Source organism: Citreicoccus inhibens (assembly GCF_019039035.1).
Classification (GTDB): Bacteria; Myxococcota; Myxococcia; order Myxococcales; family Myxococcaceae; genus Citreicoccus; species Citreicoccus inhibens.
Genome location: NZ_JAHNZT010000036.1, coordinates 56888 through 81615 on the forward strand (window position 1 = coordinate 56888; position 24728 = coordinate 81615).

The following is a 24728-nucleotide window of genomic DNA, read 5'->3' on the forward strand; positions in this document are numbered from 1 at the left end:
AGGGAGCGAACGGGGCGGCGCACGGCAGTCCAGCGAGGGGAGACGGTCACGCGGGCCAGTATGCCAGAGGCTCGCGCGGCGACTCGCAGCTCACGCGGGGCTACCAGCTCCCGTGCGCCACTTCACGCGGCGCGGAGAAAAGACTGTCATTGCCGTGCATCAACTGCACCTCGCCGTGAGCCACCTCGCGCACGTCGTCAAGTGACACGGCATAGTCGCGATGTCTCAGGATTCCTTTCTCCACGATGATTTCATCCGCGGTCAGGCCGATGACACGGCCAATGGTGTGGCCATCATGGCCCTTCACTTTCATTCCCCTCTGAATCTCCCAGCGTCGGAACATGGCGATGGCTCCCCGAGGCCACGCGCGTCGGGCCTCTCGGAAAAGCTGCGGAGCGCGAGTGGGTTCGCAGCGGGCATCCTGTGGAGCGCCGCGTCGTGGGCACGTTGAACATGCGCGGACTCATGGCGGGGCGGCGATGACCTGGGAGCTTGTGTTTCCCCTGGGCTTGACTCAAAACAGTTAAGTAGGGAACGATTTGAAAACCAGGAAGTCAATCTTCCTCGATGCGGCGTCTCCCTCCTGGTGGGCATCACGGCAGTCCTCTCTCGAAAGGAAACGCCATGAAGCGCATCAACACGCTGCACGTGCAGACGATGAAGACCTCCGCCGCCGACTACGCCTGTTCCGAGTGCCCGGACGCCCCCTGGTGCAAGGCGGGCACGCTGGACTCGCTGCTCGGTCTGCTCGGGCTGTCCTGAGGGCTTCACCTGAAGACAGGGGTCGCGCGGTAGTCATGCGCCGGTCTTCGGGCGCCGGCACTCGGAGCTTGCTTCGGGTGCCGGTCTTCATTGGCTGTGTCTGACATTACGTGTTTCGGGCCCGCTTGTCTGAGGAAACCCTCGCATGGACTCCTCCATCGTCCTGCCTCCCCCTGGTGGTGTGCTCATCCTGGAGGCCGTCGCCGGCGGCGCGCGCCAGGCGGTCTCGCGGAGCTTGCTGGAGCAATCCGTGGGCGTGGCGCAGCGGGCCTGGATGCTCGATTGTCATCGGGACGTGGGAGGGCCCTGGGCGGGGCTGAGCACCCTGCTGGCGGGGGAGGTGGCGGACCTCCAGCGCCGCGCGCCTGAATTGATTCACAAGCATGACTATGAGCTGGCGTTGGTGGTGCCAGACATTCGCCGCGACGTCGTGGTGCGCAATCCCAGCCTCACGGACGTGAGCCCCGAGGCGGAGCGGACGCGCAACTACGCGGCGGACCGGGCGTTCCGCATCCCCCACGGACTGGTGGATCTGCTGGAGCGCTGGCATGCCCTCACCGACGCCGGCTCCTGGCTCCTGGTCTGTGAGGACTTCGACCACTCCGGCGCGTTGATTCGCCAGTTCTTCTCGGACCTGATGCGTCGCGCGGGAGCGCGGATGGGGGTGCGGCTGGTGGTGGTCGTGAGCCCCGGGGCGCTGGCCGCCACCGAGGCGCAGTTCGAGTCCGTGACCCACCGGCGCTCGCTCTCCCTGGACCTGCCGGCGGACCCTCCCTCGCCGCCCGTGTCGCCCGAGGCGATGGCGCGGAGGGCGCGCGAGCTTGCCTCAGGGGTGAGGGACCTCACGGCGCTGGAGAACGTGCTGCCACGGCTCATCCACTGCTGGCGGCAGAGCAACGAGCCGAAGCAGGCCCTCCAACTGCTGCTGCACGCGCTGACCATCTACTCCAGCCGAGGCTTCTACGACGACGCGCTCCGCTACGCGCAGGCCGCGCTGGAGTTGCTCGAGCGCCTCTGTCCCGAGAACGTGCAGGACCGGCTCCACATCTACAACCGGATGTCCAATTGCTACTCGGCGCTGAAGCAGCCCCATGCGGGTCTGGCCATCGTGGACCAGGCGCTGGCGAGCACGACGGACCCCGCGTACCTCATCTCGTGGTCCTACGTGAAGGCGATGTATCACGGGCGCTATCTGCCCGAGCGCGACTACGCGCTGGCGGAGCGCTACCTGGACCAGGGGATGGCGCACATCGAGCGCGCGGACCTGCCCTTGCACAAGCGCCTGTTCCGCAAGGCCTTCAATCGCAATGGCCTGGCGATGATTCGCCACTTCCAGAAGCGCCACGACGAGGCCATCGAGCTGTGTCGCAACGCCTTCGCGGAGCTGGACGCGCACCTGGAGCCGGGGGAGCACCTGCTGCATCGCTCCGTGCTCCTCTACAACGTGGCCCAGGTGTACGCGGCCGTGGGGCGGCTCGACGAGGCCATCGACATGTACTCGGCGGCCATGCGCATGGACCCCAATTATTCCGAGTACTACAACGAGCGCGGTGGCTTGTATCTCCAAGCGGGGCGTTACGAGGAGAGCGAGCGGGACCTGCTCCGGGCCATCGAGCTGAGCCCTCCGTACCTGGAGGTCTGGACCAACCTGGGGCAGTGCTATCGCCACATGGGGCGGCCTCAGGACGCGGCGCAGGCGTTCACGCGGGCGCTCGAGTTCAACCCGCGCGTGGCGCAGGCCCTGTCCGGGCGCGGGCACGCCTATGAAGCGCTGGGACAGGTCGAGCTGGCGCTGAAGGACTACGAGGTCTCGTTGGGGCTCAACCCCGCCCAGCCCTTGGTGCACGCCAGCCGGGCCGTGCTGCGCTACGAGGCCGGTCAGCTGGAGGCCGCGGTCGAGGACCTGAACCAGGCCATCACCCTGGCGCCGAAGATGGCGGACCTCTACCAGAACCGGGCCGTGGCGCTGCGAGACCTGGGGCGCGCCGACGAGGCCGCGCGCGACTGGCGCATGTATCTGGAGCTGAGCCCGGAGGCCCCGGACCGCGCGGAGGTGGAGGCCCAGCTCGCGACGGTGTTGGCGCACGTGGCCGCGCCGCACGCCCCGGCCGCGAGTCGGCTCTCCCCGTGAGTCGCGTGCGCTCGCGGCTCGGTCGGCAGGAGCTGGGGTCATGACGGCGTCGTCGCGGCGGCCCCTCTCCCGCGTGCCGTTTCGTCGGCTGGTCGAGCTGGCCCGGCCGGAGGCGTCCTCCCTGGCGCTGGGGACGTTCTTCCTGGTGGTGGGGAGCTTCGCGGGCCTGCTGTTTCCCCAGGCCCTGCGCCACATCGTGGACGCGTCGCTGCTCAGCGGTGGCCCGTCGTCCATCGACCGCATCGCGCTGGGGCTCGTGGGCATCTTCCTGGTGCAGGCCGTGGCCACGTCCCTGCGCTACGTCCTGTACCTCACGGCGGGCGAGCGCATCGTCAACCGGCTCCGGGAGCAGCTCTACCGGAGCCTGCTGCATCAGGACATCGCGTTCTTCGACTTGCACAAGACGGGGGAACTCACCAGCCGGCTCGCGTCCGACACGGCGCTCATCCAGGGCGTGGTCACCTCGAACATCTCGGTGCTCCTGCGCAACGTCATCGTGCTGGTGGGTGGGGTGGGCTTCCTCGTCTACACCTCGCCGCAGCTCGCGCTGGCCATCCTCCTGGTCGTCCCCGCGATGGCGATCAGCGCCGTGGCGTACGGCCGCGCCGTGCGCAAGCTGTCGCGTGAGGTGCAGGGCCTGCATGGTGCCGCGCATCACGTGGCCTCGGAGAGCCTGGCCGCCATCCGCACGGTGCGGACCTTCGCCGCCGAGGAGACGGAAGCCCGGCGCTACGCGGCCGCGTTGGCGCGGGCCTTCGCGGTGACGCGCCAGCAATTGCGCGCCTCGGGCATCTTCAGCGGCGGGGGCATCTTCGGCGCGTACGCGGCGGTGGCGCTCGTGTTCTGGTACGGCGGCCGACTGGTGGGCGAGGGCCGCCTCACCGTGGGCGCGCTCACGTCCTTCCTCGTCTACACCCTGCTCGTGGCGATGGCGATGGGCGCGCTCAGCGACCTGTGGGCCGAGCTGATGAAGGCGACTGGCGCCACCGAGCGCGTCTTCGAGCTCATCGACCGCAAGCCCGCGCTCGCCACGCGCGGCGGCCTCCAACCCGCGCGCCTGGAAGGACGGGTGGAGCTGGAGGCGGTGAGCTTCCGCTATCCCGCGCGGCCCGAGAGCCTGGTGCTGCGCGAGCTTTCCCTGACGTTGAACCCCGGCGAGGCGGTCGCGGTGGTGGGCCCCTCGGGCGGTGGCAAGTCCACCCTGGTGGCGCTGCTGACGCGGCTCTATGACCCGGAAGCGGGGCGCATCCTGTTGGATGGGAAGGACCTGCGCGAACTGGACCCCGTGTGGCTGCGACAGCGCACGGGCATCGTGTCGCAGGACCCGCTGCTGTTCTCCTCGTCCCTGGCGGACAACATCCGCTACGGCCGCCCGGAGGCGACGGACGCGGAGGTGGAGGCCGCCGCACGCGCCGCGCACGCGCACGAGTTCATCCAGCACTTCCCCGAGGGCTACCAGACCCAGGTCGGCGAGCGCGGCATGCAGCTGTCCGGTGGGCAGCGGCAGCGGGTGGCCATTGCCCGCGCGGTGCTGATGGATCCGCGACTGCTCATCCTCGATGAGGCGACCAGCGCGTTGGACGCGGAGAGCGAGCACCTGGTGAAGGACGCGCTGGAGCGGCTGATGAAGGGACGCACCACGCTGGTGATCGCCCATCGACTGTCCACGGTCCTCGGCGCGGACCGCGTGGTGGTCATCGAGGCGGGGCGCATCGTGCAGACCGGAAACCACGCGGCGTTGATGGGCGTGGACGGGCTCTACCGCCGGTTGGTGGAGCGCCAGTTCGTGGCGGCGTGAGCCCTCTCGGCTTCGAGGGCTTCAGCGCAGCAGCCAGTAGGCCGCCATGCCCACCAGGATGCCGAGCCACAGCTTGCGAAACCGCCACGTGGCCACCGCCGCGAGGAGGGCCGCGAAGAGGCGGACCCCAGCTTCCCCCCGCTCTCCCGGCAGCGCGGGGACGACGAGCGCCGAGAAGGCCGCGATGGGAACGAACCGCAAGAAGCGCTGCCAGAACGGTGGCACCTCCACGCGCAGCCACAGCCCCGCGAGCCGAGGCGCGTACGTGACGGCGGCCATCCCCAGGATGATGGGCAGCACGTTCATGGCGCCTCCAACTCCTCGGTGGGTCGAGCCGCGGGAGCGCCGGCCGTGCACCACGCGCCCGTGAGACTCCCCACCACGCCCGCGAGCAGCAAGGCCGCGCCGCCCGTCAGGAAGCGTGAGGCCACGAGCGCGAGGACACCGGACAGCACCGCCACGCCCACCTCCACGCTGCCGCGCAGCAGCGGGATGAGCAGGGCGAGGAACGCCAGCGGGAAGACGAAGTCCACCCCGAGCCGCGTGGGGTCCGGCAGCCCCTGGCCCAGCAGCGAGCCGGCCAGGGTGAAGAGGTTCCACGGGATGAAGACGCTCAGCTCCACGCCCAACACGTACGCGAACGACGCGCGAGGCTCGGCGAGCACCACGCCGTAGGCCTCGTCGGTGAGGAAGTGCGCCGCCAGCAAGCGCTGCGCGGGCCGCAGGGGCACACGCTGCGACAGGGACAGGCCATAGAGCAGGTGCCGCGTGTTGAGCAGGAGCGTGGTGAGGATGATCTCCACCCCCGAGGCCCCCGCCGCGAGCAGGCCCACCGCGCTGAACTGGGAGCCTCCCGCGAAGACGAGCGCGCTCATCAGCAGCGTGTCGAGCACGCTCAGCCCAGCCCCCCGCGCGCTCACCGCGTAGGCCAGCGAGAAGGGAATCAACCCCAACCAGAGGGGAACGACGGCGCGGAAGCCTCGGAAGAAGTCGCGCGCGACAACGGAAGTCATGCCCTCACGCTACGGAGCGACCGCCTGTCGAGTCTTGAAGGATCCTGCGCTCGCGGCGTATCGGCCCGGCGACAGGCCGACCCGTCGCTTGAACTCACGCGTCAGGTGGCTCTGGTCGCTGAAGCCCAACTGCGCGGCCACCTCACCGGGCGGCTTGCCCTGGCGCAGCAGCTCTCGGGCGCGGCGCACGCGCAGCTCGATTTGATACGCGTGGGGCGGCAGGCCCAGCTCGCGCCGGAACACGCGCACCAGATGAAACACGCTGAGCCCCACGTGGCTCGCGAGCTGCTCCAGCGTGACGTTCTCCCCGGCGTGCGCCTCCAGGTAGTCGCGCGCGCGCCGCACCGCCACGTGCTCGACGCCCACGGGCCGTTGCTCCGGGTGCGGCCGGGTGTGGCGCGCGACCAGGGCCGACAGGACCGCGAACAGCCGCGTCTGCCGCTCCAGCGCGGTGGCGGGCCGCTCCAGCGAGGCGTGCAGGGCGCGGATGAGCGCGGCCACCTCCGGGTCGTCCGCCACGGGGGACTCGAAGAAGGGCACGCCGCGCGTGTGGCCGGTCAGCGCTCGCGCGGTGTCCTCCAGCAGTTGGGGCTCGGGGTAGAACATCCGGTAGGACCAGCCGTCCTCCTCGGCGCCCTGGCCCGTGTGCACTTCGCCCGGGTTCACGAGCACGATGCTGCCCGCGGGCGCGTACCGCATCTGTCCGCGGCAGCGGAACGCCTCCACGCCTCGCTCGATGACGCCGATGGCGAACCCGTCATGGCTGTGCGGCGCGAAGGCGTGGGTGATGTACGTGGCCTTGAGCAGCTCCAGCCCGCCCAGCTCCTCGGGGCGCCAGAGCACGCACTCCTCGCGCGGGCCCAGCAGCGCGGGGGCGACGGGGCGATGGGGCGTTGGCATCACGGCGCGGACACTCTCGGGCGAACCTCCCTGTCGAGGCGAGGGCTCGGCATGCCGAGCGTAGAGAGCGGCGGGGTGGAGGTCTTGAAGAAAATTGCGCGGGGTCGGCCACGGGACCGGCTGCCCGCCTGCCTGGGCCTTCCGTGGCGGCGGGCGAACGGTGGCCAGATTGGAGAGACGCGGGAGGGGACGCGGCCCGCGGCTTCGGGAGGGAGGAGGGATGCGCCGCATCACCGACTACGCGCTGCTCGGAGACTGTCACTCCGCGGCGCTCGTGGGACGCGACGGCTCCATCGACTGGGCGTGCTTCCCGCGCTTCGACTCTCCCGCGGTGTTCTGTCGCATCCTGGACCCCCGGCGCGGAGGCTCGTTCGGCGTCGCGCCCGAGGGGCGCTTCCAGTCCACGCGGGGCTACGTGGAGGACACCAACGTCCTGGTGACCACCTTCACCACGCCCGGCGGCGTGCTGGAGCTGACCGACTGCATGCCCGTCTATCCCGGCGGTGGCATGGGCACGCACGTGGGCACCCGCCACGCGCTGCTGCGCCGCATCCGGTGCCTTGGCGGCGCGGTGCGCGTGCGCTGCGTCCTGGCGCCGCGCTTCGAGTACGGCGCCTTCACCCCGCGCTTCCGCCTCACCTCGTCGCGCACCGCCGAGGTGGTGGGCGGCGCGGACGCGCTGTGGGTCTCGTCCACGCACCCCCTGGTCGCGTGCGAGGCGTCCTTGCGCGCGCGGTGGGAGCTGCGCGCGGGCGACGAGGTCTGGGTGGAGGCCGCGTGGACGCGCTCCTTCATCGAGCGCGCCTCCGCCGACGCGCCGGACCGTGCTGCCTTTCAGCAGCACCTCGACGACACCCTCACCTTCTGGCGCACGTGGATTGCCCGCTGCGTCTACACCGGCGAGCACAGGCGCGCGGTGCGCCGCAGCGCGCTCACGCTCAAGGCGCTCACCTACGCGCCCACGGGCGCCCTGGTGGCCGCGCCGACGACGTCGCTGCCTGAAGAGCCCGGCGGCATGCGCAACTGGGACTATCGCTACACGTGGATCCGCGACTCATCGCTCGTGCTCAGCTCGCTGCTGGCGCTGGGCTATCGCGACGAGGCGGATGCGTTCCGCTTCTGGATGCGCCGCACCAGCGCGGGCCGGGCCGTGGACATGCAAATCATGTATGGGATTCGCGGCCACCGCATGTTGCCCGAGGTGGAGCTGCCACACCTCGCGGGCTATCGCGGCTCGCGCCCGGTGCGCATCGGCAACGGCGCGGTGAAGCAACTCCAGCTCGACGTGTTCGGTGAGTTCCTGGAGGTGGCGTGGCTCTACGCGCGCGCGGGTGGGCCGGTGACGAAGACGAACTGGGACTTCCTCTCCGGGCTGGTGGAGGAGGTCATCCAGCGCTGGCGATTGCCGGACCAGGGCTTGTGGGAGGTGCGCGATGTGCCTCGGCACTTCGTGCACTCGAAGCTCCTGTGCTGGGTGGCGGTGGACCGGGGCGTGCGACTGGCCAAGGCGCGTGGCCTTCCCGCGCCCCTGTTCCGGTGGACGCGCGAGCGCGAGCAGCTCCGGCGCTACTTGTTGGAGTGCGCGCGCGACGGTTGGTTTCCGCAGGCCGAGGGCATGGACGCCGCCGATGCCTCCACGCTGCTGGTGCCGGCGCTGGGCTTCCTGCCCGTGGAAGACCCGCGCGTGGTGCGCACGGTGCAGGTGGTGCGCGAGCGGCTGGAGCATGACGGGCTCCTGCGCCGCTACCTCGTGCCGGATGGGTTGGACGGCTCGGAGGGCGCGTTCCTGCTGTGCTCGTTCTGGTTGGTGGATGTCCTGGCGCACTCGGGTCAGCGTGATGAGGCCGAGGCGCTGCTCTCGCGCCTGCTCGCGCTCTCCAACGACGTGGGCCTGTATGCCGAGGAGGCCATGCCCGTCACGGGCGAGCCGATGGGCAACTTCCCACAGGCCTTCACGCACATGGCGCTGGTGTCTTCTTGCGCGCAGCTCTCCGCCCTTCGGGCCGTGGAGCAACGCGCGCTGGCTCATACCGCCTACGACTTCTCGGAGAAGGCGCTGGACCACCTGCTCGCCCGTCGTCGGCGCGAGCCTCGCGAGGCGCCGAGCGCGGAGCTGCCCGAGTGGCTCGCCTCCCTGCCGCTCTGAGGTACGCCCCTCCAGGCGAGCGGGCGGGCCCCAGGGCGAGTTTCGTGCGGACGACAGCGCAGCTGGTCGCTCCCTCGCGCGTGCCCATCTTGGGCGTGGGGAGGTGCGGCATGGAGGAGCTCATCGGCTTCATGGCGTCTCGGCGGGGGCGGTGGGTGCGCATCGTGGCCGGCGCGGGACTCCTGGTGGGCGGATTGTCCGCGCGCACGCCGGGCGGCGCGAGGCTGGCGGCGGTGGGGCTGGTGCCGCTCCTGTCGGGCGCGCTCGATGTCGTGTTGCTGGGCCCGCTGCTCGGGTTCTCCTGGCGCGGCGCGGAGGTGCGGCGCGCGCTGGGTCAGCCCGAGGCGGCGCCACTGCTCCACACCTCGAACTCGCGGCCCGGCCCGCGCCTCGTTCCTCCCACGCTGCACTGACGCGCGCTCAGCCCTTGCTCACCTGGAAGGGAATATCGAGCGTGCCGAAGGCCTCGCCCGTCCTCGCGTCCACGAGCTTCAGCTCCAGCTTCACCGCGCTCTCCCGACGCGTCACGCCCTGGAAGTAGAGGAAGCCATCCAGCCGTCCGCCGGGCGCCAGCGTGCCCTCGGGCAGCGCGCGAGTGAGCATGTCCTCGGTGGGCAGCGGCTCGGGGTACGGGGCGCCGTAGTAGCCCGGGTAGTAGTACGGGTCGAACCAGGGGCCGCCCCAGTACGGACCCCAGCCAAACCCGCGCCGCCACCCGGGGCCGTAGCCAAAGCCATATCCCAGCCCCACGCTCCACGATGCGGGCGCGTAGCGGTTGTCATTGTTGTTCCCCGAGCCGCCCGTCCCCTGCGCCAGTCCATTCTGGAGCGCGAGCAGCGGCAGCGCGGAGTAGTGGAAATGCGAGTCCGCGCCCACGAGCGAGAACGCGCTGTACTGGATGCGCAGCGGTCGGTCGCTCTGGTTCTGGACCTGTACGAAGACGGGGGTGAGGCGCTGGCCCAGGTCGGATGGATGTCCTTTCCACGCCGTGCCGTCCGCCACCAGGTGCACGCCCTCTTGCTGGGTGGTGGCCGCCGCCGTGTCCCCCTGGACGACCTGGGCCGACGGGGCCGGTCGCAACTGCGACGCCGTCGGAGCACAGCCCGCAATCAACATCAACACTGCTATCCCCACGGCTCGCGCGCGCATCGCAGCTCCTCCTTCCACTCAAGCTAGGGCGGGGAGCGCGGCGTGAATGTCTGGCACGAGACCTGCCCCGGAGCCCGGACAGGGAGGCGGGGGCGCTATGGCTCGGCGGGCGTCATGGGGTCCGCGGGTTCGCCCGGCCAGGCCGGCGAGGTGAGGGCGCTCCAATCCTGGTGCCGCGCCCACTCCTCCAGCGTGAGCCAGCTCACCTGGGGATGGTCGTGCCGCAGGGTGAGCACATCGACGCGGTAGCCCACGCGGTCCAGCCACGCGTACATCATCGCGAGGTCCTCGCTGCTCTGGCGGATGTCCTCCAGCGGGACCTGCACGTACTTGATGCGGTGGCCACTCACCATGGACAGGAGGCCCGCGGCCTGCTGTCCCGTGACCTCATCGGAGGCCAGCTCGATGCGCTCGCCGACGAAGCGCTCGGGATGCTCCAGCGCCAACATCGTGAGCGCGGCCACGTTGTCCAAGGCCACCATCTCCAGCCCGCGTGTGGGAGGGAGCCCTTGTGCGAGCACTCCGGACTTCAGCCCCTCCATGAGCATGGGGCCCAGGAAGTTCTCCATGAAGAACGTGGGGGCGAGGATGGTGGCGGGCAGGCCGCTGCGCCGCACGTACAGCTCCACGCGGTGCTTGCTGTCGAAGTGCGGGATGCCGGTGAGCCGGTCCGCGCCCGCCACGGAGGAGTAGATGAAATGGCGGATGTTGGCGCGCTTCGCGGCCTCCACCATGTTGATGCCCTGGCGCGTCTCCGCGTCGGGGCCGCCGGGGCCGAAGGGCGAGGCCATGGCGAACATGGCATCCGCTTCCCGCGCGGCGCGCTCGATGGAGCCCACGTCCTCGAAGTCGCCGTGCGCGAGCGTGGCTCCTCGGGATTCGAGCTGCCGGGCCGCGGGGCTGTCCACGTCTCTCACCAGGGCCAGCACCCGATGCCCCCGACTCAGGAGTTGACGGGTCAGCGCGCCGCCCTGATGGCCGGTGGCGCCGGTGACGAGCACGGTGAGGGAGAAGTCCACGGGCATGGGGTGTCCTCCAGGCGTGATGCCTGTCCGCACAAGGTGGGGTCGCGGTCCCGGGCTGGCGAGGCCCCGGGTCCCCCGCATGCCTGCCGTGTCGACAGTTCTCCGAGGGCAGGCGGGCAACCCCGGCAGGCGTTCCCGACGCGACGTTCTCGGGACTTCGCGCGTGCGGGCCGCGAGGAGGCCGTGACAGGGTGTCCGCCGTCATGAACTCGCCCGCGCCGTCTCGACCTTCCGAGCTGGTGTCCGCCGCCCAGGCGCTCGACGCGCAGTTGGCTCGCTTCGAGGCGCTCGCCGCGCGGCTCCAGCAGTCCGCGCTGGTGTCCGAGCAGGACCTGGAGCACGCCTCGACGACCCTGCGGGACCTGGCGGACCTGGACGCACAGCTCCGCGAGCAGGTGGCGCAGTTGGTCTCGGCCATCACCCGCGTTCGGGATCGCCAACAGCATCAGGCCGAGGCGGTGAACACCCGCGCTCGCGAACTCCAGGCGCGCACCGAGGTCTTCAAGGCGCTGCTGACCCGGTACGGCGCCCTCGGGCAGAGCGCGGCCGAGCTGAACGCGCGGATGCAACGCTTCTCCGCGCTGAGCCAGCAACCCTCGCGCACCTCCGAGCAGGACGTGGAGTTGGCGGAGCAATTCCAATCACTCCAGGAGCGGATGACGCAGGTGGCGCAGGAGGCTCGCGCGCTGGCGGAGACCGCGGAGGCGAGTCAGTTCTCGGACATCGCGCGGCAGGCCGGGGGCCTGGGGCAGCAACTCCACTCCGCGCTCCACGCGCTGGGCGTGCTGCGCGCGCACCTGCTCGCGTCCGGGTAGGGATTCAGCTCAGGTACGTGGGCGCGAAGTCATCCGGGTTGTCGATGGGGCGGCGTCCCGCGATGCCTGTTTGAAGGTCGTGCCAGTGGCTGACCTCGTTCTCGCCGAAGCGCCAGCAGAGGTAGACGTGGCGCTCACCCCGGCGGGCGCGGAAGTCCACGAGCCCGTCCGCGCCCTTGATTTCCAGCCCCATCTCCTGGATTTGAAGCAGCTCCCCGCGGATGCGATTGAGCAGGGCATCGCGTTCATCGCGCAGGGGCTCCAGGGCCGCCTCGCTCCGGTCCCCGGGCACCTCCAGGTCCTCCGCGAGCCTCTGCACGCGGTCCACCCACGGCCGCACCCGTTCGAAGGTGCGGTGCAGGAGCGGCACGAGTCGGTTTGCCTCTTCCACGCTGAAAAAGCGCATCGCTCACAGCATGCAGCCGGGGGGCCCACCGCCGCCACCCCCGCATGCCCTCCGCGCGCCCGGATGGCCCGCGAGGACAGGGCTCGCCTGGACGCGCACGACAGGAGGCTGGGACTCGGGGGCGATGTCGCGCGCGAGGGCTCAGCCGCGCAGCAATGTCTGGAGATTCTCGGCGAGCCATCGCCCGGCCGCGTCGCGCAGGGGGAAGGCCGCCTCTCGCGCGTGGAACTCGGGGGAGTGCTCGGCGGCGCAGCGGCCCGACTCGGAAGGGGCGTCCGTGTCGGGCGCGGCGAGGTCCGCGTGGAGCATCGCGTGGAACACGAGGAAGTCCACCACGTAGGCCGGCACGTGAGGCCGATCCAAGGCGGGGTGGATGCGAATCTCTCTCAGGCGAGCGTCGTAGCCGCCCAGGTAGATGCTGCGGCGCTTGCGGCGGGCGGGCTTGCGGGCCCAGCCCAGGTCCACGTGCACCTGTCCCCCGAAGTAGGTGGCGCCGAGCCGCTCGGCCACGGCGCGCAGGTCGAAGCAGCGTCCGCGGGTGCGCAGCGGTGCGCCCGGGCGCCGCTCCCGGCGCAGGAGCCCCTGCCGGGGATGGATGTAGTCCTCCAGGGCTTGCTGGGCCGCGCTGTCGCCGCGCCGCACATAGTCCGCCATCGCACACACGACGGCTTCCGGCGCGCCGAGGAAGAGGTGATGCACGCGCAGGCGCAGGCCTTCTTCGACGCGGCGGTAGCTGACGAGCGTGGCGCGGTTGTCCGTGAGGCGCAGGTGGACCGGGACGCCGAGCGCGGCGGACATGCGCCGGGCCAGCTCCGCGGCAAGGGGCAGCGCGTCCTCGCGAGACGGCAATCGCGAGCGCACGGGGTCGGCGGCGCGAGCGGGCTCGGGCGCGTCGAACAGCGCGAGTTGCGAGGGCGGCTGCGAGGGCATGCCCCTGCAACGTAAGCCCGCGCCCCGGGTCCTGGCCAGACCGATGCGAGGGGCGCCCCTGCGTCCCGCCCGCGAGGGTGATAGACGGGAGCGGTGGGATTCCTCGCCCGAGAGGTGTGCACGTGAGCCCCTGGCCCGAGGTGTTGAAGCAACACGGCGTCGCAGTCCTGGGCGCGCCGGCGCGGCTGCCCGTCGAGGCGGACCTCGCGAGGACCGAGGCGCGGTTGAAGGTGACGCTGCCGGAGAGCTACCGGCGCTTCTGCACCGAGGTGGGGCCAGGGCGCCTGGGAGACTTGCTGGAGCTGTGGGTGCCCTGGCACGCGCGAGGCTTCTTCGATTCCCCCCGCGACATCCGCTCGCGGCTCAGCTCGCTGGTCGACGCGAGCGGCGGCGCGCGCCAGTCATTGCCGGGCAAGGCCATCCAACTGGGATATGTGCTCCTGGGGGGCCCGCCCGCGCCGCGCGTCATCAGCGCCAGCAGCGCGGAGCTGTTCTGGGTGCCGGACGAGCCGACGGACGGAGACGAGTGCGCGCTCTACGCGCTGGACCACCGCACGCCCACCGGGACGCCTCCCCGTCTGGTGAAGCTGGCCCAGTCCTTCTCCGCGCTGCTCCTGGAGGGCTTCGTGGGGAAGCGGCTGGCGCGGTTGCCTTTTACGCGCGCGCCCCAGGCCGAGCAGTTCGCGCTGGAGTTCCGTCCGAGCGAGCTGCCCGCGCCGTGAAGCGTGAGAGGGGGCGGCTCACGGCGTGCGCCACGCGTCCGGGGAATAGCTCAGCTTGGGGGGACGCAGCGCGAGCGAGGGCATCAAGGGGTAGTCCTCCGCCACGTCGAGCCGCGCGGCCCGCGCGAGCCTCCAGAGGGCCATCCCCTCGATGAACAGACACCCCTCGATGGCCCAGGTCTCCTCGGGGATGCGGCTCTTCTGGAAGCCGAGGTCGTAGAAGGCGCGGTGCTCCTCCGCCATCGCGAGCAGGGCGGTGTGGAAGGACACGGCATTCCCGGCGAGCAACGCACGACACACGTCGAGCCGAGCGCTGGCGCTCTCCTCGGCGACCACGTCCTCCCAGCGCGTGAGGATGTCCAGGGCCTCGTCCCGGCTGCCACCGAGGACGCAGTGGCGCATCAACAGGTGCACATAGAGGAAGTCGTCGACGTGCTCCCGGTCGGGCTTGGCCTGCGTGGGCGCGTGCCGCGCGATGCTCCGCGCCGAGGCGTCATCTCCGCACGCGAGGGCGTCGAAGAAGGGCGCGGCGCGGCTGGTGACCTGCTCGTGCTCGGGTACCTGGGAGACATAGAAAGCGTGGGCCGCGCCGCTGCGGTGCAGGTCCACGTGCAGGTCCCTGGCCTTGGCGGACAGGAGGAAGCCGGCGCCCCCGCGAATCCGATAGCCACGACACGCGCGGGCGAATGCCCAGCCCACGGGCGGGCCTTGGACGAGCATCGGGACGAGGCGGGTGAGGTCGACATCCGCGTTGGCGGCGATGACGGGAACGAATCTCGAGCGCATGGCGAAACCCGACTCAGGGGTGCTGGCGAATCTCCTGGAGGAAGAGGTTGTCGAAGCCCTGTCCCTGGAGGGCCCGCGCGATGCGCTCGCTGATGAAGTAGCTCATGCGCTGCTCGGGGATGCGGAACAGATCCGGCGCCGCCTCCAGTCGCTGGGAATCAAAGACAAGCTCATCGATCCCCACGATTTGGTCGGGGTTCGAGGTCGCGTACTGGATGCGGCTGTGCTCACGGTCCAGGCACGGCACCAGGGTCAAGGGATTGATGATCCAGTACTCCTGGCTGTGGAGCCGCCGCCGCTGGTTGTAGAGCGAGAAGCGCCGGTACTCGACGCCGCTGGGAGCGTGCTCCTTCAGGATGGTCATCAGCGCGGCATGGACGATGAGATACCCAATCGAGTTGCCGAGCAGCGTCGACAGCTTCAGCCCCGCGCTGTAGGGGCTCAAGTAGATGCGGGCGTCCTCCGGGTAGACGTCATCGGTGGAGTCGCCCTCCGCCAGTCGGAAGCCGAAGCCATCGAGCCCTTCGGGCTCCTCTTCGATGAAGACGCGCTCCTTGTCCTGCTCGTCCCCCAGGGTGTCGACCTCGAAGTACCGCATCCGCTATCGCCCACCCAGGTTCGAGAACTTCAGCTCGTCCATCGACTTGCCCTTCATGAAGGGCCCTGCCTGGGTGATGGCCTGGTAGATTTGTTGCGAGATGCGCACCACCTGCTCCTTCGCGAGCGCGTCGGGGGGGCCGGGGTGGTCCTCGCTCAGCTTCTGCTTCATGAGGCGTTTGTATTGGTTGATGACGGGGCGGAGCATCAGCCGTACTCGCCGGGAGTAGTCGGGGTGGTCGGCGATCTGTCGGCCCTGGAGCGGCTCGTGGGGCTGGGCCTCGTCTCCGAGCAGGTGCCGAGGGAGCCCGAGGGACGTCGCGACCTCGCGGTCCATGGGGAGGATGATGAGGTTCTCCCGGTCGTTGAGGTTGTACTCCGCGCGGAGCAGCCCCTGGATGATCATGTCCGTGATGCGCGGGTCTTCTTTCCCCGCGGCGGTCAGTTCGTCATGCAGGACGGAGCGGGGGATGACGTGGTGCGCGTTGTGCCAGTACGGACGCGTCCAGCTCTCGGTGAAGTTGCGATGCAGCGAGACATCCCATTGGCCGGGCCGAGGCTTCTTCTTGTAGGGGAACTGGTTGCGCAGCGCGTAGTTGTTCGAGGGCGCTACGGACTTGGGTCCTCGATACGCGGCCGTGAAGAACACGTCCGACGCCCCCGGCGCAGCGCTGACGCAGAGGCTCTTGTAGGCCGGGTAGTTGTAGAGGTGCCCATCCGCGAGCGCGTGCTCACGCGCGTGCCAGCGATAAGAGCACGCGTGCCCCACGTCGTACTTGGTGTTCCAGGACCAAAGGCAGCCTTTGCCGCCGCCGCCGCCCTTGGATTGATGGAGCGCCTTGTAGTCTTCCTTCTTCACGTGGTCGCCGGACATGGCTGGGTCTCCTCCAACTCAAGAGGTGCTTCGCGCCGTGCCCGGCGTGTGGGGACTGACAAGCCGGAGCGCCGCCACGCGCCCGGACTCGGCGAGGGAGAGCACGATGGCCTCAGGGGCGCGCGCATAGCCTCGCGCGAACGCGCGCGCCGCGACGCAGATGCTCACGCCCCCGCTGGCCGCGCCGGTGTCTCCCAGAAAGAGCGCGGGCATCACGACGCGCGCCTCCGCCACCGTGGAGCCGAGGCGCGCCAGGGCGCTGCCGAACTCCCGCGCCCGCCATTCCTCACCGTTCAGGTCCACGAGGAGGTCGCCACGGAAGGGCGCGCGCGGGGGGAGCACGGCACTCAGGGCCTCCGCGAGCGCGATGCCATCGCGGCGTCCATCCTTCGCTTCGAGGGGCCGGCGTGTATCCGTCAGGGCCAGGGTCTGCACCCAGGCATCCACCCGGCCCTGGCGAGTCTCGGCCGCGCGCGGTGCCTCCAGCAGCAGCGCGATTCCCGCCTCGCCCGGCATCAGCCCGACAGGGTGGTCGCCGTGCTTCAATCGCTGTCGGCTGGCGAGCCAATCGAGCGTGTCGGGCTCCAGGTAGGAATCCACCGCCACGATGAGGCAGCGCGCGGCGTGTCCGCCGGTGATGCTTCGCTCGGCGAACTCCAGCGCGGCCGCGACACCGACATGGCCCTCGGGAAACGCGCGGATCCTCGTCCGGGGAATGGCGAGCCCCGTCACCTCCAGCACGGTCTCCGCGTAGTCTTGCTTCAGGAAGTCCAACTCGATGGGCTCGTCGAGCACGGGATACCGTGCGGGCACGAGGCTGGGGGTCACCACCAACAGCTCACACGCGGACCAGAACGCGGCCTGCTCGGGCTCCGGCAACTGGCCATAGGCGATGAGATTTCGCACCGCGCGCTCGGCCAGACGCGCCCAGAGCCCCAAGAAGTGAAAGCCCTCGGTGACGCCGCGGACCGGGTGCCCGGTGACAGGAATCATCTCCCCGCTGTCCAGGTCCAGCACGTCCGTGCCGATGATGGGGGCGGCGCGCGTGATGCCCGCGCGGATGGCGGCACAGGCCGCCACGACGTCATGGCCGACGGATGACAGCATCCCCATGCTGGTGAGTGCCAACGTCACCGCGACTCCCCCTGGCTGGACGCTCTTGATATCACGTCGCCGTGAAACCCGACAAGCGAGCGGACCGATTGAAACCCGCGAGGATCCATGGCTCCTGATGAATCGCCGCTCGATGTGCTCAAGCGAATGCGTGTGCGCAGCGGGGCATCGCTCGCCGAGTGTTCGCAGGCCTTGAAGGCAGCGCAGGGGGACGCGAGGGCCGCCTTGAATGCCTTGGCGGAGGAGGGGCACACAGGAGGGCGGCCCGGATACGACGCGGAGGCGCCGCCAGGCACCTATGGCTTCGACGCGTATGCCGAGCGTGTCATCGACACCTGCGCGAGGGACATCCGCGCGACGGTGACGCCCGGTGCCGAGCCCATCCGCGCGGTGGTCTTGCATGCGCAGCAGGGCATCCCGGTGCGTCTGGTTCTGCTCTACACGGGCGCGACGGGGATGGAGGGGCAGCCATGGGTGAGCCTGGATGTGTCGCCCGCGTTCGCGCCCATTCCGTCGTCACAGGACGCGGAGGATCCGCTGCTGGAGACGTTCCGGTATCGCCACGGCTTCCAGGAGACGCGGCCCGACGTGGGCCTCTTCGACGAGGAGCCCGAGCTTGCGTGGGAGGAGTCCTCGCTGCCGGACCTGTTGTTCAGCCACGACATGCTCCGCGCCGCGTCGGGAGTGGCGCGGGCGTTGGCGGCTGCGGGGTACGGGGTCGCCCCCGACTGCGCGGTGGCCTATGCGCGAGCGGACCTGCGCTTGAGTGACGCGGAGGACCAGTGGGCGCGAGTGCGCCGCCAGATGCAGGCGTTGTTCACGGGCCAGGACGCGGTGCGGGCCTTCGCGGAGCTCTGTTACGCGGGGGATGAGGCTCGGCGGCGCGTGGAGGCGCTCGCGCGGGGCGGGTGACGGAGCGCCCTGGCGGGTACTCGCCTGGGAGAGGGGGAGCGGAGTAGGTTCCTGGGTTGTGGGGAGGGACGCCATGGCCGTCAATACCGGTGTGAACAAGATGTCGGTGGTGACCAAGGACAGCGGGGGTGTTTCCACGGCGTTCCCGGACGTGTGCAAGACGCCGAGCCCGGCGGGACCGGTGCCCATTCCCTATCCGAACGTGGCGCAGTCCTCGGACACGGACCAGGGGACGAAGACGGTCTCCGTGGAGGGCAATCCCGTGTGCGTGAAGGACTCGAACTTCAAGACGAGCAGCGGTGACGAAGCGGGGACGGCGGGCGGCGGGGTGGCGTCGAGCAAGACGAAGGGCAAGGCGGAGTTCGTGAACTTCTCCTTCGACGTGAAGTTCGAAGGCAAGAACGTGGCGCGCGCGATGGACCTGATGCTCCACAACGACAAGAACACGCCGCCCTTTCCCGTCATCCAGGGCCCCGTGGTGGCGCTCGGCAAGGACAAGGACAAGTGCAACTGCCTCATCTGTGAGAAGGAGCTCTGAGCCTCGGGGCGATGCCGTGCGTGACGAACCGCTACGCGAGCATGTTCCTCCAAACATCTTCGCGGTAGCGAAGTAGCGGTGGCTCACAGGCCACTGTGGGAACGGACAGGTAGTGGCCTGACGGGGTCAGACCTCTTGAGAGTGCAAGTCGCACGAGTGCGACGCCCTCTACGGAGAGATACCCTTCGGTTGAAAGGCTCTCTTCTGCGGCGGCCTCTTGGTCACGCATCTTCTGAACGCGCATGTTTCGCTCCTCCATCATGTTTGAGAGCGCCTCATCGAATCCGGCGCTGTCCGATGCCAGGAATGCGCGACACACGGTCAGCCGTATGTCCTGGGTGCCTTCAAGGATGGTCTCATAGTGCTCAAGGAGATTGAGACCTTCATTCACAGACATCCCCTGAAAGAAGAAGTCCATCAGGAAGCGGACGAAAAGGAAGTCCTCCTCGTACTCTCGAGCCCTGTCGGGGCAGCGCGGTGAGTGGCGTGCCAGTTCACGGGCCGCTTCGATATCCTCGCACGCTACGGCGTCGAAGAAGGGGGCCGAACGACTGGTCAGCTTCTGGGAGTCGGGTGCGGAGCGCAGGAAGTATGCGAAGGCACGCGCGCTCGCATGCAGGCACTCGTGAAAGCGGGTCGCCGTTCCAGACATCAACAGGGAGCCGATTCCGGCGATACGAAAATTCTGACTGAACTGGAGGGCTTCCTTCAGTCCTCCCTGGCCGGCGGTGAATGCAGCAAGTTTCTCCTCGTTGTCGCCGAGCGCGTTGTCAATGAAGACAGACAAGAATTTTGATGCCAATGCGGCCCCCTTTCTCCTGGATGGGTCAGGCTTGCGCCGTAGACACCAAGAGTTCGCGCAGCACCATGTTGGTGAACCCTTGGGACTGGAGCGCGTGCGCCAGGAGTTCGTTCACCACGTAGTGTTGACGCGCTTGCTGGAGGCGGAAGAGACCGGGGACGTCCTTCAGTTTCTCCGCGGCGAGCACCAGCTTGCGGATGCCGACGATGGCGCCACTGCGATGGTACTTGATGTCACTGGCTCGTGTGTCGAGTCCATCAACGCTTGTGAGCGGGTTGATGAAGAAGTAGTCCTGGCTGCGAATGCGACCCCGATGATCGACGAGCGTGAACGGTAGATACTCGATGGTCGTCTGCGGCGTGTATTGCGCGATGATCTCCTTCATCGCGCTTGACACGATGAGGTAGTTGAAGCTGTTGCCCAGTACCGATGAAAGTTGAATGCCAGTGCGCTCTTCGCTGGACTGAACTTTCACCTCCACGGGATAGGAGTCCGCGATGGGTTCGCCAGCGGCGATGCAATACCCGTCCAGTCCCACCGTTTCCGGCTCCTGATCCAGGAAGAGAAGTTCGGAATTGTTCAGGTCGCCCGAGGTTTCAAGTTTAAAGAATCTCATGGTGCTCTGTTGAGGAGTGAATCAAGCGTTCCAGTATAGCCTGGAGTGCTCCCCTCGCGCTCTGATTGGCTCTGGCGCGCGGTGATTTGAGCATAGAGTTCATGGGACAGCTCTTCGATCTGCTCCTTGGCCAGTTCGTGCGCGAGCTTCGTGTGCTCCTTCTCCTTGCGGACGTATTTTCGCAGCTCCCCTTCGTAGGTGCGCATGATGGCGTCGAGGCGAATCGAGACATAGTCGCTGTACGCACGATGGTCGCGATACAGGAACGTTGCCAGGTGGCGAGGGAGATTCAGTGCCCCGGCCACCTTCCGGTCCATAGGGAGGATGACCATGTTGAGCTTGTGGTTCAGATTGTACCCGGCTCGGGCCAGGCCTCGGCGGATGATAAGTGTGGCGTTCGGGAACTTCTTCTCAAGCTTGTTGATGGCAACGCGAAGTTGGCTATTGGTGACGACGTGATGTCCGTTGTGGAGATAGGGGGTCCGATAGTCCCATTTGAAGTTCTTGCTGGCCCCGGATTCAGAGACGTCCCAGTCGCCCTGGTGTGGCGCTTTGAGCAGGAAACGATAGCCCTCGGGGAAGATGGGATACAAAGCGCCGCTCTTGCTCGTGTAATTGCGCATCGCATCGGTGCGGACATCCTTGCCTCGTGCGAGTTTCTTGTATGCGGGCCAATTGTAGAGATGAGAATGATCGAGGGCATGCTTGTAGGCTTGCCAGCGATGAGAGCAAGTCACAGGTTCCCAAGCCGCGACATGACGGTTGAGGCATCGTCCTCCTTCCGTCGTATTCTTGCTGCTGACGTGAATCCTGTTGGCGACGTCCTCTTCATGCTGCTCAGTCGAAGCATCCGACATGACTCACCTCTTCATCGAAAGGCGCAAGGCACCGACGTGTCCTCGCTCAGAACTGGAAACGACCAGAATCTGCTCGGCGCGAGCATAGCCCCGCCTCAATGCCATCGCGGCGACGCACACGCTGACCATCGCGCTCGAGGTGCCCGTATCTCCCAATGAAGTTGCAGGCATCATGACATGAAGAGCGTCAGAGATGCTGCGTGCCAACCTGACTCTGGCATAGCCCCACTCAGTGGCTCGCCAATTCTCACCATTGAGATCGGAGACGATGCTTCCCGTGAAGGGCTCTCGGCGCGCGGTGCCGCCCAGTGCCTCAGCCAGGGACGCCGCCAGCATGGCGCCCACATTGGGTTTTCGACTGAAGAAGTGGCAGGGCTCTTCTCGGACCGCTGCTCCCAGGACTGGGAAGCACATGGGAGGATTCCTGCGGCGAGCGCTCGTGGCGGTTTCGAGAAGGAGGCAGGCACCTGCTTCGCCTGGCATCAAGCCGCAAGGGACTTCGGGAGTCTTGATTCTCCGAGCTGACATGAGCCAATCAAGCGTCAGCGGATCGCAATACGAATCGGCGGCGATCACGATCAATCGCTCGAGTCCGCGCTGCGACATCCAGTGACTGCCCTGTGAAATTGCATGAATGGTTCCTGCTGGTCCCTGTCTCAACAGGCCAACGTTGTTGAGGTCGATGGGGAGCTTCAGGGCCGCGAGCAGCGGATGTAGATAGGCCATTCGGATGGGCTCATCCGAGCTGGGCGCCTCGGTCGGCTCACTGCCGAATCGCTCGTCGTGGTACGGCGTGACCACGAGCAGCCCGGTTGCTTGCCAGAACGAGGTTGGGGTGCGGTCTGGAATTGCGCCTTGGCGAAGCAAGTCGGCCACAGCCCCACGCGCTAGCTGAATCCACCTGCCTATGAGCGTGAAGCCGTCGGTGAGTCCACGGATGGGATGACCAACGAGAGGCTCCATCTCCTCTGTGTCTTCGTCCAGTACCTGGAAATATGTGAGTGGGCGAGGGCGGACAATGCCCGCGCGGATCGCCGCACAAGAAGTGGTGACGTCTCGCCCTACGGATGAGATGAGCCCCAGACTGGTGATGGCGAGATCCAAAGTGCCCCCGCAGAAGATAGGACAAGTGCCCGCGTGCCATCTCCGGGGGCGAACCGGTTTCGACGGAATCTCTTGAATGTGCTGCCACCATGGAGAGCCTTCAGCAGTGGTCACTGTCCGCGTTGTGGAGAATTCGCTGTTCCGGAGCCGTCCGGGTCCGATTCTCGCGAGTGAATGGCACGAAAGTGAATGGCACGAAGTGGGTGTTCCTGGCGCGCACAGGTAGAGCGTTGACTACGGCACAGTGCCTCTCGGTCTGCGGGGTGGCGTCGAGCAAGACGAAGGGCAAGGCGGAGTTCGTGAACTTCTCCTTCGACGTGAAGTTCGAAGGGAAGAACGTGGCGCGCGCGATGGACCTGATGCTCCACAACGACAAGAACACGCCGCCCTTTCCCGTCATCCAGGGCCCCGTGGTGGCGCTCGGCAAGGACAAGGACAAGTGCAACTGCCTCATCTGTGAGAAGGAGATCTGAGCCTCGGGGCGATGCCGTGCGTGGGTTGATCAGGCTCCCTGGGTTGGGGCCTCTTCAAGCTCCTTGACGACGAAGTTGATCAAACGAGGCTTCAGCTCACGCAGCCCTTCGGCGATTCGCTCGCTCATGATGTACGCGGAGGGGTCTTCGCGTACGCGAAAGAAGTCGGGGGCGTTCTCCAGCTTCTTCGGGGCCAGGACGTAGTAGTCGACGTTGACCACCTTGTCTTTGTGGTACTCGATTTCTGATTCCTGAAGATTCAGGCAGTCAACGGTACCCAGCGGACTGAGAATGAAGTGGTCCGGAGAGGCGACGCGCTTCTTGTGATTGTAGAGGGCCACGGGGAGGTACTCCGTGGGGCCTTGGTTCAAGCGCTCGAAGACCTCTTTGACGCGGCGGCTGGTGACGACCATGCTGCATGTATTCGAGACGAGGTCAGGGACCTGCATGCCCTTCACGCGATCCGTCATGAAGACACGGGCGTTGGCGGGATAGTCGGAGCCCAGCTGTTTGCCCTTGCTAAGTTTATATGAGTTGAGTCCAAGCCCTTCCGGGTAGTCATCCAGGAAGCAGAGGTCTGGATTGTCGCAAGTGGTCAATTGAATCAGATAGTAGGGCATGCATGACCCGGGCGTGGGAACCAGGTTGAGCGCTGCTAAAGGGCTCGAGAAGCAAGCTTGTCGAGAGAGCGCCCGCCCCCATTCGGCCCCCAGCTGAGGATGAGATTGAGGAGGCGGGTGGACAGGGATTCCAGCCGGGTCTTGTCCAGCTCGGCATCTGGAATGGCGTGTTCCTTGCCCTCGACGCCGAGGAGCGCCTCTTGGCAGATTTCTCGGTAGTCGCTGATGATTTTTTGCAGGCCGCTCAGCATCTCGACGGTCATCTGGCTGTAGACCGGGTGGTCCGTGCACGAGGCTGCGACTCGGGAGGTGTCGCCATCCTTGAGTTGGATGTGTCGTGGCAACTGGAGCAACTCGGCCACCTCACGGTCCTGAGGAATCATCAACATGTTCTTCTTGTGGTTGACGTTGTACCTGGTCTTGAGCAGGGCTTTCTGCATCAGATTGCTGACCATGGCCTCCTGCTTCGAGAACTCCGATTCCAGTGTGCCCTTGGGGATGAGGTGGTGAGCGTTGTTCCAGTACGGCCAGGTGTCCTGCGTGAAGTTGTAGCCCGCGCGAATCTTGACCTTGCGCTTGTCAAAGGTGCGCCGCCGGACGGTCCTGAAGGGGCCCTCAACGTCCCAGTCGCCTGGCTCCGGAATCTCCAGGTGGGCGCAGTAGCGGTCGGGTGTCATTCCACCCTTGTTGGCTGGGTAGGCCGAGGTCTCCAGCCGCCGCTTGGGGAGGTCGTTGTTGTACCGGTGCAGCCGCGCCTTGATTCCGTCGTGGCCCTTCGCCTGCTCATAGGCCTGATAGCGGTAATTACAAGAGACCTTGTTCTTGAAGTCCGCGAAGTTGCCCTGATGGCCCGTCAGGCAGGCGCCGTTCTCGGTCGTGTTCTTCTGCGGGTCGTGCAGTTCGTCGAGCTCCGCGTCCCCGAAGTGTCCCTGTTTGCCAGACATGGAGACTCCTCCTTGGGTGCGCGGAGAATAGGGCAGAGTGTTGTCGAGCCCCAAAGAGGCCGTCAAGCTCACCCGACCGAAGGGCGACGACGCACGGGAACGCGATAGCCTCCGCGGAAGGTGCCCATGAAGCCCCACTTCCTCCCCATTGCCATCAAGAACTCAGGCATCGCCCTGGAAGATATCTTGCCCCACGTGGTCAAGACGCCTGCCGCGCTTCGCCACTACGCCCACGTGTGTCTGCTCTACCGCCGGCTCGCGGTGGGTACGCTGCTCGTGTCCAGTGACCCCCAGGGGTTCTACAGCTACCTGTTCAAGAGCTCGCGAGCCTTCCTGCACTTCCTCCAGACCGCTCCTGCGGAGGAGAAACTCACCTCACGGGCGGAGCCTTTCTTTGATGCGGTCGCTTGCCGAGACGAGGACGGTGCACGGGCCATTGTCTCACGGTGCCCCTCGGCTCCGGATCCCGCCCGGGAATACGAGGAGGACTAGGGGCTGTCCCTGGTCTCGCGTTCGGAAAACAACTCGAGGTTGGCCGAACGTTCAGTTCGGTCAACTCCCAATCGCGCGCGGTTGCTGGTAGGGGCCCTGGGTGCTCAGCACAGGCCTATGCGCCGACATGAGCTGAGCGATGCCGAGTGGAGCCGCATTGAGGCGGTCCTGAGTCCCAGGACTGGCCCGCGCTCGAAGCGAGG

Annotated in this window: 28 protein-coding genes and 1 pseudogene; 11 read left to right on the forward strand and 18 right to left on the reverse strand. The window is 67.6% G+C overall.

Annotation, left to right across the window (positions count from 1 at the left end; translation table 11 throughout):
- Positions 1 to 100: 100 nt before the first annotated feature.
- On the reverse strand, positions 101 to 313 hold the full coding sequence (locus tag KRR26_RS29940) for a hypothetical protein (RefSeq protein WP_233576907.1): 213 nt from the start codon (positions 311 to 313) through the stop codon (positions 101 to 103).
- A gap of 311 nt (positions 314 to 624) precedes the next feature.
- Here KRR26_RS29940 and KRR26_RS29945 point away from each other — a divergent pair, with 311 nt between their 5' ends.
- From KRR26_RS29945 to KRR26_RS29955, 3 genes are all read left to right on the forward strand, one after another.
- Entirely contained in the window at positions 625 to 762 is a 138-nt protein-coding gene (locus tag KRR26_RS29945; RefSeq protein WP_158611471.1) for a hypothetical protein, read from the forward strand.
- Between the two features lie 145 nt (positions 763 to 907).
- Positions 908 to 2893: a tetratricopeptide repeat protein gene (locus KRR26_RS29950; protein ID WP_217081468.1), complete on the forward strand. Its 1986-nt coding sequence runs from the start codon at positions 908 to 910 to the stop codon at positions 2891 to 2893.
- 40 nt (positions 2894 to 2933) lie between these two features.
- Positions 2934 to 4691: an ABC transporter ATP-binding protein gene (locus tag KRR26_RS29955; RefSeq protein ID WP_120206269.1), complete on the forward strand. Its 1758-nt coding sequence runs from the start codon at positions 2934 to 2936 to the stop codon at positions 4689 to 4691.
- A gap of 21 nt (positions 4692 to 4712) precedes the next feature.
- Here KRR26_RS29955 and KRR26_RS29960 read toward each other — a convergent pair whose 3' ends face one another.
- The 3 genes from KRR26_RS29960 to KRR26_RS29970 are packed head-to-tail and all read right to left on the reverse strand — an operon-like array spanning position 4713 to position 6604.
- Entirely contained in the window at positions 4713 to 4997 is a 285-nt protein-coding gene (locus KRR26_RS29960) for an AzlD domain-containing protein (RefSeq protein ID WP_120206268.1), read from the reverse strand.
- Complete coding sequence (locus KRR26_RS29965; RefSeq protein WP_217081469.1) at positions 4994 to 5704, reverse strand: AzlC family ABC transporter permease; 711 nt, start codon at positions 5702 to 5704, stop codon at positions 4994 to 4996. The genes KRR26_RS29960 and KRR26_RS29965 overlap by 4 nt, the downstream gene beginning before the upstream one ends.
- A gap of 9 nt (positions 5705 to 5713) precedes the next feature.
- A complete protein-coding gene (locus KRR26_RS29970; RefSeq protein ID WP_120206266.1) occupies positions 5714 to 6604 on the reverse strand; it encodes an AraC family transcriptional regulator in 891 nt (296 codons plus the stop codon).
- Between the two features lie 220 nt (positions 6605 to 6824).
- Between KRR26_RS29970 and KRR26_RS29975 the strand changes: the two genes are divergently transcribed.
- Positions 6825 to 8750, forward strand: a complete 1926-nt coding sequence (locus KRR26_RS29975) for a glycoside hydrolase family 15 protein (protein WP_217081470.1) — start codon at positions 6825 to 6827, stop codon at positions 8748 to 8750.
- A 110-nt stretch (positions 8751 to 8860) separates the two neighbouring features.
- Positions 8861 to 9163 (forward strand): YgaP family membrane protein, encoded by a 303-nt coding sequence (locus KRR26_RS29980; protein ID WP_158611470.1) that lies wholly within the window; start codon positions 8861 to 8863, stop codon positions 9161 to 9163.
- Between the two features lie 7 nt (positions 9164 to 9170).
- Here the strand turns inward: KRR26_RS29980 and KRR26_RS29985 are convergent, their stop codons facing one another.
- Together KRR26_RS29985 and KRR26_RS29990 are read right to left on the reverse strand one after the other, a co-directional pair.
- Positions 9171 to 9899: a DUF5320 domain-containing protein gene (locus KRR26_RS29985; RefSeq protein ID WP_120206264.1), complete on the reverse strand. Its 729-nt coding sequence runs from the start codon at positions 9897 to 9899 to the stop codon at positions 9171 to 9173.
- Positions 9900 to 9994: 95 nt separating this feature from the next.
- Entirely contained in the window at positions 9995 to 10924 is a 930-nt protein-coding gene (locus tag KRR26_RS29990; RefSeq protein WP_217081471.1) for an NmrA/HSCARG family protein, read from the reverse strand.
- Positions 10925 to 11115: 191 nt separating this feature from the next.
- Here KRR26_RS29990 and KRR26_RS29995 point away from each other — a divergent pair, with 191 nt between their 5' ends.
- Positions 11116 to 11739 (forward strand): hypothetical protein, encoded by a 624-nt coding sequence (locus KRR26_RS29995; RefSeq protein ID WP_328707237.1) that lies wholly within the window; start codon positions 11116 to 11118, stop codon positions 11737 to 11739.
- Between the two features lie 4 nt (positions 11740 to 11743).
- Here the strand turns inward: KRR26_RS29995 and KRR26_RS30000 are convergent, their stop codons facing one another.
- Together KRR26_RS30000 and KRR26_RS30005 are read right to left on the reverse strand one after the other, a co-directional pair.
- The gene (locus tag KRR26_RS30000; protein WP_233576905.1) at positions 11744 to 12109 is read right to left on the reverse strand and encodes a DUF2203 domain-containing protein; all 366 of its coding nucleotides are present in this window, start codon (positions 12107 to 12109) and stop codon (positions 11744 to 11746) included.
- 177 nt (positions 12110 to 12286) lie between these two features.
- Positions 12287 to 13075: a hypothetical protein gene (locus KRR26_RS30005; protein WP_217081472.1), complete on the reverse strand. Its 789-nt coding sequence runs from the start codon at positions 13073 to 13075 to the stop codon at positions 12287 to 12289.
- A gap of 122 nt (positions 13076 to 13197) precedes the next feature.
- On the opposite strand from KRR26_RS30005, the gene KRR26_RS30010 reads away from it, so the two are divergent.
- Positions 13198 to 13797, forward strand: coding sequence for an SMI1/KNR4 family protein (locus tag KRR26_RS30010; RefSeq protein ID WP_147422961.1), 600 nt, complete (start codon positions 13198 to 13200; stop codon positions 13795 to 13797).
- Between the two features lie 18 nt (positions 13798 to 13815).
- On the opposite strand, the gene KRR26_RS30015 is transcribed toward KRR26_RS30010, so the two are convergent.
- The 4 genes from KRR26_RS30015 to KRR26_RS30030 are packed head-to-tail and all read right to left on the reverse strand — an operon-like array spanning position 13816 to position 17188.
- The gene (locus KRR26_RS30015) at positions 13816 to 14583 is read right to left on the reverse strand and encodes an Imm49 family immunity protein (protein WP_217081473.1); all 768 of its coding nucleotides are present in this window, start codon (positions 14581 to 14583) and stop codon (positions 13816 to 13818) included.
- 13 nt (positions 14584 to 14596) lie between these two features.
- The gene (locus KRR26_RS30020) at positions 14597 to 15181 is read right to left on the reverse strand and encodes an imm11 family protein (RefSeq protein WP_120206259.1); all 585 of its coding nucleotides are present in this window, start codon (positions 15179 to 15181) and stop codon (positions 14597 to 14599) included.
- Between the two features lie 3 nt (positions 15182 to 15184).
- On the reverse strand, positions 15185 to 16054 hold the full coding sequence (locus KRR26_RS30025) for an AHH domain-containing protein (RefSeq protein ID WP_120206258.1): 870 nt from the start codon (positions 16052 to 16054) through the stop codon (positions 15185 to 15187).
- 18 nt (positions 16055 to 16072) lie between these two features.
- Positions 16073 to 17188: a hypothetical protein gene (locus tag KRR26_RS30030; RefSeq protein ID WP_217081474.1), complete on the reverse strand. Its 1116-nt coding sequence runs from the start codon at positions 17186 to 17188 to the stop codon at positions 16073 to 16075.
- Positions 17189 to 17275: 87 nt separating this feature from the next.
- On the opposite strand from KRR26_RS30030, the gene KRR26_RS30035 reads away from it, so the two are divergent.
- On the forward strand, positions 17276 to 18079 hold the full coding sequence (locus KRR26_RS30035; RefSeq protein ID WP_120206256.1) for a hypothetical protein: 804 nt from the start codon (positions 17276 to 17278) through the stop codon (positions 18077 to 18079).
- A 73-nt stretch (positions 18080 to 18152) separates the two neighbouring features.
- Complete coding sequence (locus KRR26_RS30040; RefSeq protein WP_217081475.1) at positions 18153 to 18617, forward strand: DUF4150 domain-containing protein; 465 nt, start codon at positions 18153 to 18155, stop codon at positions 18615 to 18617.
- 31 nt (positions 18618 to 18648) lie between these two features.
- On the opposite strand, the gene KRR26_RS30045 is transcribed toward KRR26_RS30040, so the two are convergent.
- From KRR26_RS30045 to KRR26_RS30060, 4 genes are read right to left on the reverse strand one after another with little or no spacing between them, the layout of a single operon-like run.
- On the reverse strand, positions 18649 to 19404 hold the full coding sequence (locus tag KRR26_RS30045; RefSeq protein ID WP_236069332.1) for an Imm49 family immunity protein: 756 nt from the start codon (positions 19402 to 19404) through the stop codon (positions 18649 to 18651).
- Between the two features lie 40 nt (positions 19405 to 19444).
- Positions 19445 to 20035 (reverse strand): imm11 family protein, encoded by a 591-nt coding sequence (locus tag KRR26_RS30050; protein ID WP_217081478.1) that lies wholly within the window; start codon positions 20033 to 20035, stop codon positions 19445 to 19447.
- Positions 20032 to 20892: an AHH domain-containing protein gene (locus tag KRR26_RS30055; protein WP_217081479.1), complete on the reverse strand. Its 861-nt coding sequence runs from the start codon at positions 20890 to 20892 to the stop codon at positions 20032 to 20034. Before KRR26_RS30055 ends, KRR26_RS30050 begins: the two co-directional genes overlap by 4 nt.
- 3 nt (positions 20893 to 20895) lie before the next feature.
- The gene (locus KRR26_RS30060) at positions 20896 to 21768 is read right to left on the reverse strand and encodes a hypothetical protein (protein ID WP_217081480.1); all 873 of its coding nucleotides are present in this window, start codon (positions 21766 to 21768) and stop codon (positions 20896 to 20898) included.
- A 488-nt stretch (positions 21769 to 22256) separates the two neighbouring features.
- Between KRR26_RS30060 and KRR26_RS30065 the strand changes: the two are divergent.
- A pseudogene (locus tag KRR26_RS30065) lies at positions 22257 to 22469 on the forward strand (PAAR-like domain-containing protein); the annotation flags it as partial.
- A 29-nt stretch (positions 22470 to 22498) separates the two neighbouring features.
- On the opposite strand, the gene KRR26_RS30070 reads toward KRR26_RS30065, so the two are convergent.
- Complete coding sequence (locus tag KRR26_RS30070) at positions 22499 to 23089, reverse strand: imm11 family protein (protein ID WP_217081481.1); 591 nt, start codon at positions 23087 to 23089, stop codon at positions 22499 to 22501.
- A 35-nt stretch (positions 23090 to 23124) separates the two neighbouring features.
- Positions 23125 to 24033, reverse strand: a complete 909-nt coding sequence (locus KRR26_RS30075) for an AHH domain-containing protein (RefSeq protein ID WP_217081482.1) — start codon at positions 24031 to 24033, stop codon at positions 23125 to 23127.
- A gap of 126 nt (positions 24034 to 24159) precedes the next feature.
- Here KRR26_RS30075 and KRR26_RS30080 point away from each other — a divergent pair, with 126 nt between their 5' ends.
- The gene (locus KRR26_RS30080) at positions 24160 to 24525 is read left to right on the forward strand and encodes a hypothetical protein (protein WP_217081483.1); all 366 of its coding nucleotides are present in this window, start codon (positions 24160 to 24162) and stop codon (positions 24523 to 24525) included.
- Positions 24526 to 24728 lie beyond the last annotated feature (203 nt).